This is a genomic window from Leucobacter luti (genome assembly GCF_004217175.1).
Taxonomy (GTDB): Bacteria; Actinomycetota; Actinomycetes; order Actinomycetales; family Microbacteriaceae; genus Leucobacter; species Leucobacter luti.
This window is the reverse complement of the sequence record NZ_SHKI01000008.1, coordinates 94625-113804: the sequence shown is the minus strand read 5'-3', so window position 1 is coordinate 113804 and position 19180 is coordinate 94625. Positions and strand designations below refer to the sequence as shown.

Annotated in this window: 19 protein-coding genes; 1 reads left to right on the top strand and 18 read right to left on the bottom strand. The window is 64.8% G+C overall.

Annotation, left to right across the window (positions count from 1 at the left end; all coding sequences use genetic code 11):
• Window positions 1-50: 50 nt before the first annotated feature.
• From EV139_RS15300 to EV139_RS15280, 5 genes are read right to left on the bottom strand one after another with little or no spacing between them, the layout of a single operon-like run.
• Window positions 51-1529, bottom strand: coding sequence for an ATP-binding protein (locus EV139_RS15300; protein WP_130455656.1), 1479 nt, complete (start codon window positions 1527-1529; stop codon window positions 51-53).
• Entirely contained in the window at window positions 1526-2305 is a 780-nt protein-coding gene (locus EV139_RS15295) for a hypothetical protein (protein ID WP_130455654.1), read from the bottom strand. Before EV139_RS15295 ends, EV139_RS15300 begins: the two co-directional genes overlap by 4 nt.
• Before the next feature lie 19 nt (window positions 2306-2324).
• Complete coding sequence (locus EV139_RS15290) at window positions 2325-3794, bottom strand: SCO6880 family protein (protein ID WP_130455652.1); 1470 nt, start codon at window positions 3792-3794, stop codon at window positions 2325-2327.
• Window positions 3795-3797: 3 nt separating this feature from the next.
• Window positions 3798-5186, bottom strand: a complete 1389-nt coding sequence (locus EV139_RS15285; RefSeq protein WP_130455650.1) for a TrbL/VirB6 family protein — start codon at window positions 5184-5186, stop codon at window positions 3798-3800.
• Between the two features lie 30 nt (window positions 5187-5216).
• Entirely contained in the window at window positions 5217-5486 is a 270-nt protein-coding gene (locus EV139_RS15280) for a DUF6112 family protein (protein ID WP_024355940.1), read from the bottom strand.
• A 103-nt stretch (window positions 5487-5589) separates the two neighbouring features.
• Here EV139_RS15280 and EV139_RS15275 point away from each other — a divergent pair, with 103 nt between their 5' ends.
• Window positions 5590-6948 (top strand): hypothetical protein, encoded by a 1359-nt coding sequence (locus tag EV139_RS15275; protein ID WP_130455648.1) that lies wholly within the window; start codon window positions 5590-5592, stop codon window positions 6946-6948.
• A gap of 38 nt (window positions 6949-6986) precedes the next feature.
• Here EV139_RS15275 and EV139_RS15270 read toward each other — a convergent pair whose 3' ends face one another.
• From EV139_RS15270 to EV139_RS15210, 13 genes are all read right to left on the bottom strand, one after another.
• On the bottom strand, window positions 6987-7253 hold the full coding sequence (locus EV139_RS15270) for a DUF6112 family protein (protein ID WP_130455646.1): 267 nt from the start codon (window positions 7251-7253) through the stop codon (window positions 6987-6989).
• Complete coding sequence (locus tag EV139_RS15265; RefSeq protein ID WP_130455644.1) at window positions 7253-8434, bottom strand: M23 family metallopeptidase; 1182 nt, start codon at window positions 8432-8434, stop codon at window positions 7253-7255. Before EV139_RS15265 ends, EV139_RS15270 begins: the two co-directional genes overlap by 1 nt.
• Window positions 8435-8440: 6 nt before the next feature.
• Window positions 8441-9127 (bottom strand): hypothetical protein, encoded by a 687-nt coding sequence (locus EV139_RS15260; RefSeq protein WP_130455642.1) that lies wholly within the window; start codon window positions 9125-9127, stop codon window positions 8441-8443.
• A gap of 77 nt (window positions 9128-9204) precedes the next feature.
• Window positions 9205-10281 (bottom strand): ParB N-terminal domain-containing protein, encoded by a 1077-nt coding sequence (locus EV139_RS15255; RefSeq protein WP_130455640.1) that lies wholly within the window; start codon window positions 10279-10281, stop codon window positions 9205-9207.
• Window positions 10278-11147 carry a hypothetical protein gene (locus EV139_RS15250; protein WP_130455638.1) on the bottom strand — a complete coding sequence of 290 codons (870 nt, stop codon included), beginning with the start codon at window positions 11145-11147 and terminating at the stop codon, window positions 10278-10280. The genes EV139_RS15255 and EV139_RS15250 overlap by 4 nt, the downstream gene beginning before the upstream one ends.
• 75 nt (window positions 11148-11222) lie before the next feature.
• Complete coding sequence (locus EV139_RS15245; RefSeq protein ID WP_130455636.1) at window positions 11223-11657, bottom strand: hypothetical protein; 435 nt, start codon at window positions 11655-11657, stop codon at window positions 11223-11225.
• On the bottom strand, window positions 11654-12334 hold the full coding sequence (locus EV139_RS15240) for a DUF2637 domain-containing protein (protein WP_198677603.1): 681 nt from the start codon (window positions 12332-12334) through the stop codon (window positions 11654-11656). Before EV139_RS15240 ends, EV139_RS15245 begins: the two co-directional genes overlap by 4 nt.
• On the bottom strand, window positions 12331-13239 hold the full coding sequence (locus tag EV139_RS15235) for a bifunctional DNA primase/polymerase (protein ID WP_130455634.1): 909 nt from the start codon (window positions 13237-13239) through the stop codon (window positions 12331-12333). The genes EV139_RS15240 and EV139_RS15235 overlap by 4 nt, the downstream gene beginning before the upstream one ends.
• Window positions 13239-14321, bottom strand: coding sequence for an ArdC-like ssDNA-binding domain-containing protein (locus EV139_RS15230; RefSeq protein WP_130455632.1), 1083 nt, complete (start codon window positions 14319-14321; stop codon window positions 13239-13241). Before EV139_RS15230 ends, EV139_RS15235 begins: the two co-directional genes overlap by 1 nt.
• 226 nt (window positions 14322-14547) lie before the next feature.
• Window positions 14548-15438: a helix-turn-helix transcriptional regulator gene (locus tag EV139_RS15225; protein ID WP_119076935.1), complete on the bottom strand. Its 891-nt coding sequence runs from the start codon at window positions 15436-15438 to the stop codon at window positions 14548-14550.
• A 5-nt stretch (window positions 15439-15443) separates the two neighbouring features.
• The gene (locus EV139_RS15220; protein WP_029746528.1) at window positions 15444-16706 is read right to left on the bottom strand and encodes an MFS transporter; all 1263 of its coding nucleotides are present in this window, start codon (window positions 16704-16706) and stop codon (window positions 15444-15446) included.
• Window positions 16703-18358: an ABC-F family ATP-binding cassette domain-containing protein gene (locus EV139_RS15215; RefSeq protein WP_130455630.1), complete on the bottom strand. Its 1656-nt coding sequence runs from the start codon at window positions 18356-18358 to the stop codon at window positions 16703-16705. The genes EV139_RS15220 and EV139_RS15215 overlap by 4 nt, the downstream gene beginning before the upstream one ends.
• A gap of 246 nt (window positions 18359-18604) precedes the next feature.
• Window positions 18605-19180 (bottom strand): TetR family transcriptional regulator, encoded by a 576-nt coding sequence (locus EV139_RS15210; protein WP_084705335.1) that lies wholly within the window; start codon window positions 19178-19180, stop codon window positions 18605-18607.

Here is a 19180-nt window from a genome sequence, read left to right as displayed (position 1 = left end):
ACCCGCAGAATCACGCGGAATCAGAGTTCAGAAATCCTGAACCTGAGCATTTAGCCCTTCATCCTCGCGGTGGTGTCGAACGCGGCGAGCTCGGCCGGGTGAAGTTGGTGCTGGACGACGAAGGAGCGTTCTTTGATGCGCCAGAGTCCTTGCCCGGTGCCGAGTCCTGGGAGGAGTTTCTGTTCGGTGCCGGTGAGTCCGAGGGCTGCGGCGGTGGCTCCGAGCTGGTCGGGTTCTTGCCGGTAGATGATCCTGGTCTCCGCATTCGCCAACAGGCTGTTGGCGAGGGCGCGCATCGCGGAGCCTTGGTCGCCGACGTTGTCGAGGTCGGTGAGTTTGTGGAAGATCAGCATGTTCGCGATCCCGTAATGCCTGGCGAGCCGCCATTGCGCGTCCATACGGCGCAGGAGAGCTGGGTAGGCCATGAGTCGCCAGGCTTCGTCGTAGATCACCCACCGGTGCCCGCCGTTCGGGTCCATCAACGCCGACTCCATCCACGCGCTGGAGCAGGTCATCAGCACGGAGATCAGCGTCGAGTTCTCCGCGACGCGGGACAGGTCCAAGCTCACCATCGGGAGCGATGGGTCGAACCTGACCGTCGATGGCCCATCGAACAATCCGGCAAGATCGCCCGCCACGAGGCGGCGGAGGGCGTGGCCGACGAGCCTGCCGTCTTCTGCCAGCCGGCCATCCGTGTCGGTCGCAGGATCGGGGCTCAGGATGCGGTCGACCACCATAGGCAGGATCGGCACGTCAGCGGTGCGGACGCTGTCTTGGAGAGCGAGGTCGATCGCGGTGTGCTCCAACGGCGACAGCACCCGATCCAGCACGGTTTCTGCGAGCGCGCCGATGAGTTCCCGGCGGCGGGACGCGACTTGCGCCGCCCATTCCGCATCGCTCACCCCGGACGGGCGGTGGCCCTCATCGAGCGGGTTGAGCCGGTTGCGAAGCCCATGCCCGAGCACGATCGCTCGCCCACCAACAGCCTCCGCCACCGCCGTATGCTCACCCTTCGGATCGCCGGGCACATACACACGGCGACCAAACGGGATCGACCGCGCATAGAGCGATTTCGCGAGTGAGGATTTACCGGACCCGACGATGCCAGCGAGGACAATGTTGGGTGCGGTGATGACCCCGCGGGCGTACAGAGTCCAGGGATCGTAGACGAACGAGCCACCCGAGTACAGGTCCTGGCCGATGAACACGCCGTCAGCACCGAGGCCACCTTCGGCGAGGAACGGGTAGGCGCCCGCGAGCGTCGCGGACGTGTCCTGATGCCGCGGCAATCGCAACCTGCCCGGCGTCCGTAACGCCGCTGCCCCTGGTTCGCCTGCGGCGGGCAGGTAGGTGGTGTTTCGGCGTTCGGCACGCTCAGCGGCCACCCGTTCACGCTCTGCCGACTGCTCAGTGCGGCGTGCGTTGGTCTCGATCTTCGTGGCCGCGTGCTTGCGTGCTTTCCGCTGCCGGCGGCGTTCCCCGGCCGGTTCGACCAACGCCGCGGTATGGAGCTTCTGCCGATCGGTCACAGCGCTCGCCCCCGAGACACCGAGGAGGACTGCGACGGTGCGAACCAGTCATCCTCGTCTTCGACCACGGGCGCTTGGCGGCGTGGCTGTGGATGGCTCGGCGCAGTCCGCGTCGCCGGAGCTCCGGCATCCGGTTCTCGTGTCTCCGGGTGCGTGCGGAGGAGGGAGACGTGCCCGTGGTCATGGTTGTACGTCAGCGTGTAGATGCCTGCGGTGGTGGTGCGGTCGAGCGGGCCGGCGGGGATGGTGTCGTAGACGTATCCGTTGACGAGCGCCGCCTGTGTGGTCTCTTCGCCCATGTCGAACCCGGCCAGGTGCTCGATCGCCGCATCAGTGCCGTCACGGTCGATGATGGCCAGCACCTCGTCGGCGTCCTGTCCTTGCAGGAACACGATCCCCACCCGCCGGGCAGGGACAGAGTCTGAAGGGGCGGGGCGCCATGCGATACGCCCCGAGGCGCCCATGGCGGCATCCACCTGGTCGTGCACCCCATCGAGCAACGCCGCGGCCTGCCGCAGTTCGGCGGCCGCGGTGAAAGCGTGACTTGCGCCGACACCTTGGTTCCCGGCGTCGTCATAAGCGCGCACTTGGTTCGTGGAGTGGGCGGTGGCGAGCTGGTCGAGCACTTGCCGGAGGGATCGCACCCCGGCAAGGAGATCACCGAGCACAGTGTAGGTGTCGGCGGGGTTCTCAAACGTACGGGTCGCATGTGCGAGGCCGCGGAGCGCTTCGGACGCTTCCGCGGCGTCGGCGGTCGGGTTCTGGAAGGTCGGCATGACGGGCTCCTACTTGCTCTCAGACGGTGCGGCACAGCGGCAACGCTGCGACCGTGAAGGCTTGCGCCTGCTGCCCAACAAGACGGCGGGTCTCACAAGACGCTTGGATCGCGGCCTGTTCGATCGCCGCGACCGCGGTGTCGAGTTCTTCCGGGGACGGCGCGCTGACGCTGATGAGGCCGGTGTAGCGGAGCACACCGTGGCCGGCGGTGAGGTCGGCTTCTTGTTGGAGGACATCACCGTATTCGGCGGTTTGAGAGGCGTCTTCGATCTGCCCCATTTTCTGCCGCTGCGCCGCATCTGAGATCAGTTCGGTCTTCTTCTTCCTGATGTCACGGGCTGCTTGATCCGACCGGATCGGCGTGCACACCAGCGAGAACGAACGTTGAATCCCCGACGACAACAACACCGGGGCGAGAAACCCCGGATACACCTGCGACCTCGGCCACTCCGACACCCACAGCACCGCATGGTGCGCGGAATCCGACCGCAGGCGATCCCACGACTCGGTGACCGCGACCGGCCCCGCAGTCGCAAGGGAACGCCCGATGTCGGTGTTCCGTTCGAGGATCGCCGCGGTAGCGGGGTCGTAGGCGGAGCGGAGGATCACCGCGACCTGAGCGGGGGTGAGCCACCCGGTGATCGTGAGCTCCGCCGCCCGAAACGCGGTCACGAGCGTTGTCATCTCTTGGCGAAGGACGGCGGCGGCACCTTTGATTCCGCCGCCGTTGGTGCGTACCTGTCGGGCTGAGGCTTTGAGGTCGAGGGCAAGGCTGATGGTGGTGGCGTGGCGTTCCCCGGCGGGACCGGCACGGTCGATGAGTTCCCGGTACACGGTGGAGGTCCAGGAACCGTCATCGGTGCCGTGGCGTTGCCACCATTCGACCAGCCCGGAACCCCCATCGGGGAGGGTGCGTTCGCACACTTGCAGGCGGGCGATCCGCCCGGACCGGCAGGTGGTGGCGAGCACGCGCCCCCAGGTGGCGACGCGGCGTTCCTGCTCTCCGGGGTCGAGGAGCACGAACGCGGGATGTGAGACGCCGACGATCGCGGTGAGGGTCTGGTGATGGGGGTCGTGGATCATCGCCGCCCCGGTCTCCGGGTCCTCCCACTCCCGAAGCGACGCCGCATCACCTGGAAGAGCGAGCGTCCCCGCAGGACGCGGTTTCACGACCCGCCGCCGGAACACCGTCTGCCGTGCCTGCGTGCGGGCAACCCACCGGAAGGTGACGGGCACCCATTCGATGAGTTTCCGGCCCCCGACCGGGGTCCAGGCGAGGACGGCGGAGAGGAGCCAGATGGGTGCGGTCCAGGCCAGCAGTATCCCGCCGCCGGCGTAGAGGGCGCCGACGATGGAGAGGACGCCTGTGGCGAGGGCGATGAGTTGCGGGAGGGAGAGGCCGAGGAGGATGCCGCGGCGGGTGAGGCGGGAGAACTGCACCGCCCGCAGCCCAAACCCTGCACTGCTCGTGTTCTGCTGAGTCGACATCGATTATTCCTTCCCGGCAGACGGCTTCGGTGACGGCACAGGCGGCGGCGTCGAGGGTGTAGGTCGTGCCGGTGGTGCGGTCGGTGTGTGATTCGGCGCAGGTGGTGGTGCGGGTTGCACGGTCTCACCGGCCCCGGCCGCGTGCCCTTCCGCAGCACCGCCGACCTTGCCACCGAGCTTCGGCCCCGCGGTCGCTGCCGCACCGACCACCTGAGCCCCGACAACGACCGCCGCCGCAGGCCCCGCAGCAGCAGCCCCGCCGGCCCCGGCACCAGCTGCGCCAGCACCGCCGCCCGCACTCCCAGCCCCCGCACCAGCTGCGGCACCAGAACCACCCGCTGCGCCCCCTCCTGTAGCGGGAGTGGCCGTCGTTGCGGGTGGGGTGCCTTCACTGGGTGGTGCCGCACCACCGCCGTTGTCGGCGCCGTCGAGTACCTTCTTCGTCCCGTCCGCCTTCGGTGCTGACGGGACGGGGATGGGGCGGTTGAGGGCGGATTTGGCTTCTTGTTCGGCGCTCATCGAGTGATACATATCGAAGCCGATGAACGTGACGAACTTGTACGTCATGTATGGGGCGAACGCAGCGATGAACATCAACACCACACCTGCGATGGGATCACTGATCGACGCCAGATCAAGCTCAATCGGCGCAGACACTTGGGTGATCGCGACGAGGAAGATCACCACCAGCACGAGCTTCGACAAGATCAACGCGATCACGAACGTCGCCCATTTCCCGAACCACCCCTTGGTCGCATCCCACGAGAACCCCGCGAGAGCGATCGGGGCGAATACGATCGCGACCAGGAGGAGGGCTTTGCGGATCAGGAGGGAGAACCACACGATCGCAGCCGCACTGATGGCGAGTCCTGCGAGGAAGATCGTGACGATCGCCCCGACACCGGGGGCGGCGATGTTGATCCCCGCGAACCCTGCCGCGAGGAGGGTGATGCGGTCGCCGATAGATTCCATCGTGTTCCCCGTGGCCTGCACGATCCCGACCGCGAGCTGATCCGTGATCTCCAACAACAGCCCCGTGAGACCGATCGCGACGAACGAGCCGAGGATGCTTTTCGCAGCTCCCAGGGCGGCGCGGGTGAGGGCGGTGGGGTCGCGGTGGACGAGGCCGGTGATCAGTTGCAGGCAGAAGAAGATCAGCACCACGAACACTGCGACCCCGAAGAGGATGTTGTAGACTCCGACGTAGCCTTCGTCGGTGACGTCGACGAGGGTAGTGGTGTCGAATACCGTCCAGACCGCCTCGAACAGCCACGCCGCCGCCCCGCCCATTGCCTGGGCGAGCCAGTCGAACGGGGCCGCGATCAACGTCGCTGCTCCTTGCCCGACGGTGTCGCATACGGCCGAGATCACCGGCACATCACACACACTCACCGCATCCTCCTTCCCTCGTCCGTGGTGGGGTTAGACGGCTTGGCCGACGCCCCAGAAGAAGTTGATGAGCGTCACCGACGCGCCGCAGATGATCGCCGCGCCGCAGGACACGAGCACGCCGACCTTCCCGCGCGAAGCGAGATGCGGGTTGCTGCTGTTCGCGCCGAAGCCCCATACGATCGCGGAGACGATCAGGGCGAGGACGGAGAGGATCAGGCCGACGGTCATCACCGCGCCGACGATGATGCGCAACTGCTCGATACCGGGAAGCCCGGTACCGTTCGGGTCAATATCAATCACAGGGATGCTCCTTCAGCTCACAAACGCCAGGGAATGGCGAACTTGCCAGCCAGGTGCACCCGCGCCCCCATCGCGCATCTGGGAGCTCACCTAAAATGAGGAGATGACCGGACGCACCGAGACGATGCCGCCTTTAGTGATGTACGTCGTCCACGCGAAGGGCGCGAACCGGATCAGCTATCTGAGCGTCGAGAAAATCAGCGAAGCGTTCGACAAAGAATCCACCCCGACCTTCGGTTCCCTCTGCGCCATCGTGCGCGAAGGAGATGAAGAACTCGGCACCGGGGACTATCTGATCGGGTTGGCTGTCACGCGCGGCGTCGCCGGCATTGCGAGCGGAACGCTACGCGCGACCTTGTCGCCGATCCTTCGTCTGCTCGCGCCTCTTGAGTTCGGAGAACTGAGAGAACAGGCAGTCTCGATGCCGTCAATGCCGCAGCGCTTCTACGCACGTCGACTCGATAGTCCTACAGCAAGAGCTCTCCTCGAACATCTCAGACAGGTTGACCCAACGGTCGGACCGTGGCTGGATTCCGTATTCAGATCGCCGCGCACCTTCGATGACGAGGTGCAGCAATCGAGAGTTGAAGCGCGTGATGCGGTCTTGCTGGCTTCGCAGATTGCTGAGATTCCGTTGCCCGCGGATGCTTTCAGCGAGCCGCCCAGCGTCGAGGAAAAAGAGACACTTCTCGATACCGTGCTAAACGCTGGGTATGAGCGAGATATGGAGGAGGAGCTTCTGCCGCTCGATCTTCAACGTTTCGATGGCAAGCTGATCGCCGATCAACGGGCGGCCAGCCTCGCCGTGTTCGAGGATCGCAGCGGCCAACGGAAGCTCCTCGTCATGTCTGTCAACAAGAAACCCATAGAGGAAGAGCTTGGTGTCGACCTTCTCTACTGGGATCAGGTTCACGACGCTTTCACCTTCGTTCAATACAAGAGACTGGAACGAGCTGACAGCGGCGACGGGAGCGGCAGCTACGAGTGGGTTTATCGACGTAAGAACGAGATAGAGAAACAACTCAATCTCATGCCGAAAGGCCGTGAAGTCCCGAGGAAGACCATCGACTGGCGAGCTTTCGATACCCCATTTTGGTTCAAGTTCGTGCGCGGAGACGCTGGTCGAAAACTCGACGGGAAGACGCTCAAAGGCATGTATGTCTCCGCTGACTGGATGCGGCTCGCCATGACTGATTCGACGTTCAAAGCCGGCCCACGATCTGGCTTCCGAGTGACCTACAACAACACCAAGTACCTCGGGCGAGGGGCCTTCACCCAGCTCATCTCACGCGGATTCATCGGAACAGCAAGCACGCGTTCTCAGGCGTTCAAGAAGGCAATGGCAAAACTGGGCTCCGACCGTGAACTCATCATCGCGATCAAAACTGAGTGGCAGAACGACACCGAAGACGAACGAGCACAGACCGCTTCAGATGCATCCTCGCCCGCACTCCCGTTCTAGGAAGACTGGTACCTCGCAACCTCCTGTCACCGACACGCCTACAAGCGGTCGCCGACGCCCAGGAGGAAGTTGACCCAGGCGACACCGGCTCCGGCGAGGGCTGCCGTGCCGAGTGCCACCCAGACCCCGAGCCGGGCTTTTGTGGCGGTGTGCGGGTTACCGGTCGAAGATGAGATGGCCCAGATGATCGCGGAGATAATCAGCATCAGTACGGCGATGATGAGTACGAACATCAGTAGCGCACCGATCACCGTGCGGAGGTCGTCGGCTGCGCCGACGCCGCCGAAGTCAGGGAACACGTCCATCAGCGCCCACCTCCGTTCAGGGTGCAGGATGCACGGGAGGTGTTGCCGCCGGTGATGCCTTCGGCGTCGTGGTCGGTGAGCCATTGGTCGGAGTCGATCGCGGGCTGCCCTTGACCTCCGGGCCGGATTTCGAGGTGGAGGTGGGGCCCGGTGGATTTTCCGGAGGAGCCGACATCGCCGATGTGTTGCCCGGCGGTGACGGTCATGCCTTCGGTGACGTGGATGCCGTGCTCCCACATATGCGCGTAATAGGACGCGACCCGCTCTCCGCCGACGGTGTGCTCCACGATGATGAGCCCACCCCAGGAGCCGGTGTATCCGGCTTGGGTGACGATCCCATCGGCGACAGCGTAGATCGGGGTGCCGTCAGGCGCGGCGAAGTCGCTGCCCGAGTGGAACGCGGTCTCGAAGGTGATCGGGTCGGTGCGCCACCCGAACGGGCTGGTCCGCACCCAGGAGCCCTCCGGCAACGGGAACACGACCCTGGTGGTCTCCGGCACCACCACCTCACCGCCTCCACCGCCGCCGGTTGATGGCGCGGGGCGGGTGAGTGCGGTGAGGATCGCTTCGGCGACGGGCTGATAGTTCTGATACCGGTCCGGGAACGCCGACACCTCAACGGCCTGCGCCGCTTCGCCTGGGTCGAGCTGCTGCCACCCCGGAATGTCGAGCAGCCCGCGCGGTGAGGGGTAGTTGGGTCCGGTGGGTCCGCCGTAGAAGGCGCGGGCTTGATAGTTCGGGTCCATGAGTTCCGCGACAGAGCCCCACCCTGCTTGCGGGCGCATCTGAAACAGACCGAGAGAGTCGTGATCGGACGCATCCCCGTCGTTGGGGTAGTTCGCGGATTCTGGGTAGGTGCCGGTGTTGGCGAGCATCCGCAGGTGCGACTCCGTGAGCGCCGCCATCAACGCGATCACCACCCCCGGACGCCCCACCCCATCCGTCTGCCCACCAACCGTGATGACGGTCGCAGCGTGGGTGAGCTGCTGACGATTCAACGTCACCGTCTCACCATTGCGCGTCGTCGCAGTGAGCGAGTCCGGGATCGGCCCGACGATCAACGACCCCGGCGCGCACGCAGCGACAGCAGGATTGACGAGGACAGCGACGGACAGGAGCACGGTCGCGGGGCCGAAACAGACGGCGGCGACGGTGAGGGCGGCGAGGAGTTTCTTGAGCATGGCCGGTCACCGCAGCGGGTTGTCGAGCTGCGACAACCGCAACACCGCGCACGTTTCAGTGATTGGAGCGGCAGGCGCCGGTGCGGAGGTGCGTTCGGGTGTGCAGGTGAGGAACACGGTGAACGCGACCGGGTGCGTTGTCGTGACCGGGTCGGTGCCCCAGTAGCCGGTGCGGTGGCGGGTGCCGGTGATCGTATACGCGACCGCACCGTCAGGAATCTGCCCCGGCGCCGCCTGCACCACCGCATCCTCCCACGCGGCAGGGATCTCGATCGTGTCGATGGTGAGCCACTGCCGCGTCTGATGCGTGCGGAGCTGCGTCCATGCCTCCTGGGTCGGCAGATAGGAACGGACATCGGATGCAGCCGCGTCGGCTTCCGTGTCGGCGGTTACATCGGCGAGCATCTGCGCGTAATCGGCAGGCCCATACCCACTGGTCGTATCCCAGGTAAACAGCGCTTCCGCAACCGCGCCTGCGAACTTTTCCGACCCACCGAGGGTGACCACGGCTTCCGGTTCTGCCGGGACGTGTGCCGGGTTCGTTGCCGTCGGCCCATCGGGACGGGCGGGTTCGGTGGTCTGGGGGCCGCGGGTGAGTCCGTAGACCCCGACGCCGATGAGGAGGAGCAGGATCAGGCCGACAGCTGTGGCGGCGATGAGCACGGTGCGGCGGCGGCGAGCGGTGGGGTCCATCCTGGTGTCCTTCCCGACGAGATTCGGATCACCAGACAGGTGCACCACAGCATTCAGGGCAGGGAGGCGGCGGAGGGTCAGGCGGTTTCGCGGCGCACGTTTCGTGCAGTGCGGGCGGCATCCAGGAACGCGACGGTTGCAGTGACGGCGTTCTCGAACATCGCCCACTGCTCACCAGACAGGGCTGGGCCGATGGTTTCGGGGTCGTAGCGTTCGGTCCAGGTGGAGAGTTCATCCCAGAGGTAGACGAACGACCGCACCGGCAGGAACTCCCGCGGCTGCTCCTCAACCGCGTGAAGGCGTGCGGATGCGAGCTGGGAGGGGCGCTTCTTCGTCGCAGTCCTCGCACGCTCGACAGCGAGTACCGCGAGCCGTTCCAGATCGGCCGGCCGTGCCGTGTCTTCGAGCTCCCGGATCCGGGTCGCGCCTGCGGCTGCGGTGTCGCGGATGCCTGCCGGTTGTGCGAGGTCGCCCGCGAGGGTGTCGAGTTCGGCGAGGGCTTGCGCGGCTTTGATGCGATGCTGCGCTCCGGTGATCGACCCGCCCGCGTCGATCCGGTCAAGTTCCTCCCGTGCCCGCTGCTGTACGTCGTCGGTCTGTGCCGGGTCAGCGGCAAGGTTCTGCAACTCGTTGATGCGTTCGAGCGAGGTATAGGCGTTGCGGCCGGTGACCATGAGCGCGGCCTGCTCGCGGGTCTTCCCGATACTCCCGGCCGACGGTGGGGCCACCGTGGCCCCACCGTGTGACCTGGGGTTTTCTTGTTTCGAGGTGAACCGTGACGCTTCCTGTCGGCCCGTCGCATCCTCGACCATGAGCGCTTTCAATTCGGCATAGAGAGCGGCTTCCTCGGTACGGGTGAGGGGCTTATGCAGGAGATTGTCGTCCTGTTCGGCGAGGAGCTGCCCGAGGGTGGTGGAGATACCGGAGCGCACCCACACGTTCACCGTCTTCCACCCGAGCCTGCGGATCGCAGCCAAACGGCGGGCACCGCAAATCAGCATCCCGTCCGGGGTGATCGTGATCGGCTGCAACAGCCCATCCCGCGTGATCGACTCCACCAGCGCGTCGATGTCGCCGTAGTCCTCGCGGTGGCGGCGGCCGGACCAGATCGACTCGACGGCCCGCTCCAGCTCGATATGCCCCGGCGTGGTCATGGCCGGCCTCGCATCACCCCGGGCGCGGCAACCGTGACGGCGACCGCGAGGTCAACATCAGTGAGGAGATGCCGGAGTGATTCGCCAATTAGGAGCCGCAGCAGCACGCCACGGCTCGCATTCGTACCGGTCAGGCTTGCGTCTGGTGATCCGAGGACGATGCGCAGCAGCCGATACCAGGACGGTGCGGGGATATCGAGGAGTGCCCGGGCGTGACGATCACGCCGCAGCGATTCATATGCTCCCGCTCGTGAGACGGATTCTGCGAGGCGTGCGCAGATGCACTCGATCGCCGCGCGGGCGACCACTGGTTCCCACCCGTACCAGCACAGCAGTGCGATTGTGTCTTCGACCGCTGACTCCACTCCCGTCGCCCCTGACGCTTCCACCTCGTCGTCAGCGTCGTCTTCGTCGTCGTCAGTGAAGGGGTCGGCGCGGAATGCGGGGTGGTAGTCGGTGAGGAGGTTTTCGCGGTCGGAGAAGCGTTCGGCGTCATGGAAACTCGAGTATCTGGGTCTGCGTGCCTGGTGCACGGAGCACAGGAGTCCGTTGGCGCGGTTTTCTGCGATGCAGGTGATCTGCACGGCACGGGTGATGACCGCCCACGGATCATCCGCCCGCCGCACCGAGGGCGCACGCATCGCCTCGAACGCCGCGGTCGCCGCCTCCCACGGATCAAGACCGTGCTTGCGCGCGAGCGCGGCGTACTTGTCGGCCGCGTACCGCATGAGTTCGGTAGCGACCGGGTCATTCCGCCAGGCGTCCGGCCCCTCAGCGTCGAGGCGGGTGAGGAGTTCGCGGAGTCGTTCTGAGTTCTCGAACCCACGCCCGCGACCATCGCGACGTGGAGTGTTTCGTTGTGGCATGGTGGCACCTCCTGACAGGCAGGTGCGCACCGGCTCCCCACCGCCACCCCACCACCGTCTTCTGCGCATAGCCGTTCACCCCAGCCCGATCCCGGACGGCCGCACCCACGACGACGAGCGCGGACGATCCTGTGGCTCGAACACATCGAATGACTCGAATACTGCCGGCCCCGCGGGTGCCGCTCGTTCGGCTCGGCGATCCCGAATGTCGCGCGCATGATCCCGGGTCGCACGGTAGGCGTGACCTGGCGCGCGGCGGGCACGGTGCGCGAGGGCGGTCTGAAAGTTGATGCCGCGGCCCGCGATCCTGGCGGTGCTCGACGCGATCAGATCAGTCGGACGCACCCACGCGATCCCGCGCCCCACCCGCGAACCAGGATCAGCGCCTACTTTGGTGAGTGAGGGGTCGCGGTGCACGGCGAACGCAGACCGCTCCGCCTCCGCACCCTCGACCATTTCTGGCCGCGTCTCCGGTAGCTCAGTGCGGTGTGTCTCTGTGTGGTCGTTCATGGGGTTTCCTCCTTGCTGATGGCTGGGGTGAACCAGCGGCCGACGGTGGAGGGGTGCACGCCCAGGTGCCGGGCGATCTGCTTGTTCGACCACCCCTCCACGTCCCGCAATTGCGTCGCCTCCGCCCGCCGCTCACTCACCGATACCACCGGAAACTCCATTGCCGATTTCGGCTCCATTTCTCGTACGGCGACCGTTTGAGACGGGGCGACCGTCTCGGCAGGAGCGGCCTCGATCACGTCTGCGCCCGGTGTGGTGGTGGGGCGGGTGAGGAAGACGGTGAGGTGTGTGATCGACAGCAGCACCAGCGGCGGGATCGCCGCGACCGATGCGGCAAGCACCGGCGGGACGTCGGTGTCTGAGGCGATGATCGCGTGGATCGCATTCGCCGTCACCGACACGACGGCGCCGGCGGCGAGAAGCGTCCAGGGGTACCAGGTCGGGCGGGACTGGCTGGCGAGGGCGACGACGGCGACAGTTGCGACGACGATGATGCCGTCCACGATCAACGGCCACGCCCACGCCTGCCCCGCATCGATCCCAGACCGGCGGGCAAGGTCGGCAAGCGCCGTAAAGCTGAGCCAGAACGCGCCGGCTGCGATGAACACCGTGCCCGTGATCGCCGTCACCACCGCCAACCGGCGACCCCGCGGCGAAACAGCCTCGGTGGTGTTCATAAGATCACCCGCCCTGGTGATCCGCGCACCACACGCCGCTCGTCCGCTCCGGGCTCTACAGACGTATGCGGTGTGGGGTGGGTGGTGCGGTAGGCGGATCGGATCGTCGCCATGATCTCCCGCGGCCCCAGTCCCGCGTGCTCCGCCGCAGGGCCCAGGGCGTCGAGGGTTGCGTCGAGTGGGGTGCCGGATTCTGCGAGTCGGCACGCGGCCCAGAACAGGCCCCGGTTCCGCTCACCCTCACCACGCCCCGCCACCCAGCCGGCGAGCACCTTCGCATCCGACCCCCGCCGCTCAAACCGAGCAGCACGCACACGGTCGATAGAGATCGGAGTGCGCGGGTCCAGAAACTCGCGCAGCCGCACCGCATCCACTGGCACCGGGGTATCACCTGATGCGACGATGAGCCGGTACGCTGCCCGCACCCCGCCGGGGCGCAGCACCTTCGACGGCGGCGCGATGATGTAGCCGCCGTCACCACGGAAATCAACATGCGCCCGCGCGGCCTGCCAGGACGACTGCGCACGGTCAGGGTTCACCGGGTAGTAAGCGTGGAGGCCACCGGAGGGGGTGCGCACGAGCGCAGCCCACCCCGCGGCATGGCCTTGACGGTGCGCTTCGCGGAAAGCAGGAAATCCGGTGCCAGTCGGATGCACGTCGACATCGACAACCTCCACCCCGGACACGGCACCGGTGGGGATGCCGATGTTCGCGGACGGCCACCTTGACCACCATTCCGCGACTTGCGCCGGATCAGCGGTGGCATCATGAAACCCGCGGAGCACCAAAGGGCGTTTCTCACCGGGCAAGCATGGAAACACCGGCACCCCCGCCGCAGCGAACCGCGCCGCTGCCTCCGAGAGCGGCATCCCGCCGACTTCGGTGAACAGATCGGCGGCACCCATCACAGGCTCCTCACCGACGACGCCACCGCGCGGCGCGGTCCCTCCGCCAACGGATCAGCAGTCGCCTCGACCACCGGATCGGAGCGTTTGTTCGCTGGGGCGTCCCGGGTGAGGCCAGGAGGGTCACCGTTGCCGATCTGCACGGTGGGGAGCTGATCAAGAATGCTAGCTGCGGTTTTTCGGACTCGTTCGCCGGTGGCCTGGACGACTTCGACCGGAGACTTCTCCGGCACTGTCGCCGCCCACCCCGACACATACGGGACCGTGTAGTCGCTGGTGTCCATGCCGTGCGCTGCGGCGACCATCAACGCCACCGAATCCGCCTCCACCTCACCAATCCCGCGATGCCCCGTCGCATCCACGTTGTCCGGCCCGTGCAGCAGCACATGGGCGAGCTCGTGCACGAGAGTCTTCACCTGTGCCGCCTCGGGCATGTTCTCCCGAACCGCCACCGACCGCGCACCGAAGTCAGTGAGACCGTTTGCACCGTGGATCATGCCCTCATGCGGCACCCGCAACACGCTGAAACCCTCCGCCTCCACGAGACGTGCGATGCCCTCCCACAGCCCGTCGGGCGCTTCGCCTTCCAGCAGCCGCGGTGATGGCGGCGCGGGAATCGGGTCGCCGGCAGTTTGGGAGACATCCCAGACGTAGGCGGGGCGGACGCCGACCATGCGGGAGCGCACTGCCTCACCCGGTTTCGGTTTCTCGAACCGGCCGAGCCTGCGCCACGACTCCGCCACCTTCGGCGTGAACGACGCGAACCGGCCCGTCACAGGGGCGAGGATCATGTACCCCGACTGGCCCCTTGAGACTTGCCGGCCAAGTGCCTGCCACTGCTTGAAGCCCGCCGCATATGACGGCACCGGTTCCGGCACCCGGCCCGACTCGAACGCCGCCTGATGCTGCACGAAGATCAGCAGCGTGTTGTTGAACGACCGGGCACGGAACCGAGCCGCGAACTCCAACGCTCGTTTCCAATCCTCGCCCGATACCAACGACTCCACCGCGCCAGTGAGCTGTTCGTGCAGGGCGTCGAGTTTCGCATCCCGCGCCGCCCGCGCCTCCTCGACCGTTGTCATTGCATCCTCCTCCCGCAGACACCCACACACGACGGGTGACCTCTGCGACCAGAAGGTGCGCGAAGGAGCTCAGGAAACGAAATCGAGACGGACGACGGACATTAAAGTGTGCGACCGCCAGGTGCATCACTGAACCCGACGTGGTCAGACTTGGTCTATCGCATAAGCGGTGATCCCACTGAGCCACTCTGTAAGTACGATCGTTTCGCCGTGCGGGATTGCGTGTTCACTCCGGGTACGGTTGCGAGTTTCGGCTCTGCTCGAATCGTCGGTACTCACTTGGTGAACGCCCAACATACCGACGAAACTGACGGGCAGCGAAGTCAGGATCACTCCACCCCACCGTGAAAGAAATCTCTGCGATCGGCATAGCCGTGTCTCTCAGCAGCTGCGCCATTCTGAGCGTTCGGAGTGTCGTCAAGTATGCAAGCGGTGGTTTCCCAAAGGCTTCTGAAAACACCCGTCGCAGCTGTGATTCTGAGAGGTACACCGCCTCAGCAAGTTCAGAGGCTAACCAGCGGCGCGAGAGATCAGAGGCGAGTAGGCCCGAAACATGTAGGGCTTCGCGACGCGCAGGCCGGACGGCGCCGACAGGTTCAGTCTCCATGTTGTGGTAAGTAAAGACGACGTCGAGGATTGCGGAAAGCAACGATTGCGCCCGGTGAAAGCGGTCTGACGACAACCCGTCGAGACTCAACGCAACAAGGTTGTCCAGCCAAGGCGCGAGCATTTCCGTTCGATGTTCGCCAATCCGAAGAAGTTGAGCAGGCTTGACATACTCCAGTTCGTAAAAGGTTCTTGCCTCCAGCCGGTCGGTGAACTTGGCGGCATGTTGCCAGAACACTTGGTCGATAACGTAGTCGAGATCAAGGCAGATCGTTGTCACGGTCACGAAGCCTTCCGGTTCATAGCCGAACATGGCATTTGACCCCAATGTGATGACGTCTCCAACGTTCGCCTGTTGCACACCCAGCTCGTTGTGCAACAGAACCGATCCGGCACGCACGAAGATCAGCCTCGCGCAGTCTTCTGCGGAGATCGGGCCAGCGGTACGAAAAGTTCGGCTTCGAGCCACTAAAGGCTCGAAGCCGAACGTCCGGGATATTCCCAGAGCCATCGAGGTCAGTCTGCGTCTAGTGGTTGACTGTCCTCGGTCTGGCGCATGCGCCCGGCCAGCAATGCGATCAACGCGAGAGCTGGCGGAATGACTCCCGCAATCACAAAGATGATGGGGATGGGAACCAACAGTGAGAGCGGCCCTGCGATGGCGATCGAGACCGGCATGAACGCGATCGAAACGAAGAAGTCGAGGCTGGCGACTCGGCCGATCATGTCGAGCGGCACCAACCGTTGCAGCAATGTTCCCCACACGACAACGCCAGCCCCGGTGAGTGCACCGACGACAAAGAGCGCGGAGAGCATGAGGATCAAATTGTCGGCAACGCCAATGACCACAAGAGGTAGTGTTCCTCCACCCCAGCACAGGATCATAAACGTCAAGTACCGACGAGGAAGCTTCAACGACGACACGATCAGCGAACCGACAGCCCCACCTATCCCATAGGCGGCCAGAAGGAACCCGAAAGTAGCTTCAGCATCCTCGAATCGGTCGCGGGTGAGGAACGGGAGGAGAACTTCGATCGGGCCTTGGACAATGAGCGCAAGCGAAGACCCGAAGATCAGCGTCCAAAGCAACCAGCGTGTACGAGCCACGTAGGCAACCCCCGCACGAAGGTCACCCCAGACGCTCGGGCGATCCTCGGGAGGAGTGGGCTCAGTGTGTTCGTCACGACGGCTAAGAAACAACGTGATGACGAAAGCAATCGCGTACGAAGCCGCGACGATGACCGCTCCGATAGCGGGGAAGAACATACCGACGATGACTCCACCGAGGGCCGGGCCCAGCCCTTGCCCCATCGATGGACGGAGCGCCCCTTCGAGCCCATTCGCGGCCAGGAGTTGCTCCGGCGGAAGGACCACAGGTAGGTAAGCGCTGTACGCAGGGTAGAAAAAGGCGCTCCCGGCACCCATCGCGAACGAGGCTGCGGCGACGTGCCAAAGTTCGATATTCCCGGTGAGCGACAGGACCGCCACGGCGGTCATGATCGCGGCCGTTGAGCCCTGCACTGTAATGAGAATCCGCCGTTTGGAGAACCGGTCTGCGACAACCCCACCGAGAACGGAGAACGCAAACAGGCCAAGACTCATTCCGGTTGCAACCGCCGACAAGGCAAGTGGGCTGTCATCGAGTGCGAGTACTTGGAAGACCATGACGATCGTCCACATACCGGTCCCGAATACCTCGATGCCGACGGCGGCAAACAGGAGACGGTAATCACGTGATGCCAATGGGCGGAGTGCGCGTAGCTTGATGGTGTTGCTCATACCAGTGCCTCGCCTTCAGCCATCGCCATCAGATGTACATGAGGCCATTGGGCGACATCGCGCAGGAGTTGCCGATCGTGGGTCGACAGTACGACGGCCGCTTGGGTAGCCCCGAGTGCCTCGGTGAGTTCGTCAACGAGCGCGATGGAGAGGTGGTTGGTGGGCTCGTCTAGTAGTAGCACGTGCGGGCGTGCCGCGAGTACGAGCGCCAGATCGAGGCGTCGTTGTTGACCCATCGACAGTTCACCCACTCGTTTGCCTGCCTCGCGCGATCGCAGCAGTCCAAGTTGACCGAGACCGACCGCCTCAGATGATTGAAGCGTTCCTTGACCGACGAGTTCGTCGAGGTGTCGGGCGTATACCTCGTTCGCCCGGCGATCAGGCGGCAGCATCGTCTCCTGACGAAGAAAACCCAAACGCGTGCCAGGGGATGTCCGCACTGTTCCCGTATCTGGCAGTAGTTCGCCCGCCGCGATACTCAGGAGCGTCGACTTTCCGGCCCCGTTCGAGCCGGTGATCACGAGCCTGCCGCGGTGCGAGAGTTCGAACGACACTGGCTGCGCTAACCGCCCGGCAAGGCTCACGTTGTCGACGTTTAGTAGCACCGCCCCTTTTCGTGTGGGCAGGTCGGGGAACTGGAATAGCTGCGGTGGTTCAGGTACCGTCACCGCGTGTGCTTCGAGTGCTTCCTGGCGTCGGTGCACGCTCTGCACCAGCCCGCCCGCGCGCGTCGCGCGGCCGTGCTTCGGTGACCCCTTCTCCGGTCGCCAACCCGATACGAGTCGGTTCTGTGCAGCGCTGAGACTGTCCTGCAGCCGGGCTTGCTCCTGCTGCTGGCGGTCGTACTCCTGATCCCAGCGTTCCCGCTCGGCCACGCGCCCTTCTCGGTATCCCGCGTACCCGTTGCCGTAGATGCGGGGGCGATCATCAGGTGTCGGATCGAGGTCGACCACCGTCTCCGCAATGTCAGAGAGCAGCGCGCGATCGTGGCTGACGATGACGACACCACCGTTGCGCGTGCGGAGTTGCATGGTCAAGAAATCAAGTCCGCTGCGGTCGAGGTGATTGGTGGGCTCGTCCAGCAGTAAGAAATCATCTTCAGCCCCCAACAGGCAGGCCAACCGCACTCGATATCGCTGCCCCACCGACAGATCAGCGAGCAACCGCGTCATGTCGGTTTCGGCGTCGAGTGCTTCGAGCGCGATTTGTACCCGGCGCTCGGCATCCCAAGCGTCGAGCGCTTCCGCATCTTCCAAGGCCGCAGCGTACTGCTCTGCGGCCTCGCTACTCCCTTCCGCGAGAGCGGCAGCGGCGTCGTCGAGTGTGGCCAGCGCTGCGAGCGGTTCGGCGATGGCCTCCGCGACGGCCTGCCCAACGGTTCGGTTGTCGGTGGAGTCCATCTCTTGTTCAGCGAGCCCGAGCGTGCCGATGCGCTGGATCGTTCCACTATCAGGTACCAGCGTGCCCGCGAGCGCGTGCAGAAGTGTGGTCTTTCCGCGCCCGTTCTCTCCGACGATCGCCACACGGGACGCGGGAGTGACGACGAGATCGACATGGTTGAGCACCGGGGTTACGCCTCGCATTACGGAGACGTCGGAAGCGGTGAGTTGCGCGCGATGGCGCGCCGGATGACGGTTAGTAGGGGTAAGCATTCAAATCCTTCAGCAAGGCGCACCGCGACGAGCCAAACAGCCAGCGGGCACGCAAATGACGGGGACCCTTCCAGGGTCAGAACGAGCGGCCGTCGCTAGCTCGGATTTGCTCAACGAGCGCGGTAGGCCTACTCAACCGTCACAGGAAATACAAATGCATGCTTCCAGCGTACCACATAAGGTCGGCAACGCTCAGTCCCCACCTCCGCAACCAAGCATGTAAATGTCGATAGCAGTGCCGACCTCTCAAAGCAGACTGCGAAGCGACGCAAGCCACCGCTGGCGCGTCTCTTCCGGTGATTGTGACCGGCCCGACACCTCAGTAGCGAGAGAGAGGTAAAGCCCCACGAGAATCTGTGGACGCAAGTCAGATGTGTCGGCGGGGTCTATGCCGAGGCGGCGAACGTAGGCATCGCGCAGCCGGATGCTAAGTGACTCATGGAGGTAGGCGAGTTGGCGCTGAACGCGCGCATCGTCGCCAAGCTGATTGCGAATCGCCTGTCGTCGCCTGTCCAGTTCGGTCGTCGGGATCAAGAAGAGTTGCGCAGTCGCCCAGTCAAGCGTCTCGATCGCGTTGAAGTGTGAAGGCGCTGTAAGTACAAGCTCAGCGAGATGCTCTGTGTGATCGTCGCTGAAGAGTGTGAGTTCTTTGTAAGGGAAATAGCGGAAAAAGCTTCGCTGAGATACTCCTGCGCGTTCAACGATGTCTTCGACCTTCGTTTCGTCGTACCCGCGTTCTTCATACAGCTCAATCGCCGCTGTCTGGATCGCGCGGCGCGTAGTGGTCTTGTGTCGCGCACGCGCTCCGGTTTGGTTCGTCAT

Bases quoted from the DNA above. Each gene is read 5' to 3' on its own strand.
- EV139_RS15295 (WP_130455654.1), bottom strand. From the start codon at position 2,305: ATGCCGACCTTCCAGAACCCGACCGCCGACGCCGCGGAAGCGTCCGAA.
- EV139_RS15290 (WP_130455652.1), bottom strand. From the start codon at position 3,794: ATGTCGACTCAGCAGAACACGAGCAGTGCAGGGTTTGGGCTGCGGGCG.
- EV139_RS15275 (WP_130455648.1), top strand. From the start codon at position 5,590: ATGACCGGACGCACCGAGACGATGCCGCCTTTAGTGATGTACGTCGTC.
- EV139_RS15270 (WP_130455646.1), bottom strand. From the start codon at position 7,253: ATGGACGTGTTCCCTGACTTCGGCGGCGTCGGCGCAGCCGACGACCTC.
- EV139_RS15265 (WP_130455644.1), bottom strand. From the start codon at position 8,434: ATGCTCAAGAAACTCCTCGCCGCCCTCACCGTCGCCGCCGTCTGTTTC.
- EV139_RS15260 (WP_130455642.1), bottom strand. From the start codon at position 9,127: ATGGACCCCACCGCTCGCCGCCGCCGCACCGTGCTCATCGCCGCCACA.
- EV139_RS15255 (WP_130455640.1), bottom strand. From the start codon at position 10,281: ATGACCACGCCGGGGCATATCGAGCTGGAGCGGGCCGTCGAGTCGATC.
- EV139_RS15250 (WP_130455638.1), bottom strand. From the start codon at position 11,147: ATGCCACAACGAAACACTCCACGTCGCGATGGTCGCGGGCGTGGGTTC.
- EV139_RS15245 (WP_130455636.1), bottom strand. From the start codon at position 11,657: ATGAACGACCACACAGAGACACACCGCACTGAGCTACCGGAGACGCGG.
- EV139_RS15240 (WP_198677603.1), bottom strand. From the start codon at position 12,334: ATGAACACCACCGAGGCTGTTTCGCCGCGGGGTCGCCGGTTGGCGGTG.
- EV139_RS15235 (WP_130455634.1), bottom strand. From the start codon at position 13,239: ATGGGTGCCGCCGATCTGTTCACCGAAGTCGGCGGGATGCCGCTCTCG.
- EV139_RS15230 (WP_130455632.1), bottom strand. From the start codon at position 14,321: ATGACAACGGTCGAGGAGGCGCGGGCGGCGCGGGATGCGAAACTCGAC.
- EV139_RS15225 (WP_119076935.1), bottom strand. From the start codon at position 15,438: ATGGCTCTGGGAATATCCCGGACGTTCGGCTTCGAGCCTTTAGTGGCT.
- EV139_RS15220 (WP_029746528.1), bottom strand. From the start codon at position 16,706: ATGAGCAACACCATCAAGCTACGCGCACTCCGCCCATTGGCATCACGT.
- EV139_RS15215 (WP_130455630.1), bottom strand. From the start codon at position 18,358: ATGCTTACCCCTACTAACCGTCATCCGGCGCGCCATCGCGCGCAACTC.
- EV139_RS15210 (WP_084705335.1), bottom strand. From the start codon at position 19,180: ATGACGAACCAAACCGGAGCGCGTGCGCGACACAAGACCACTACGCGC.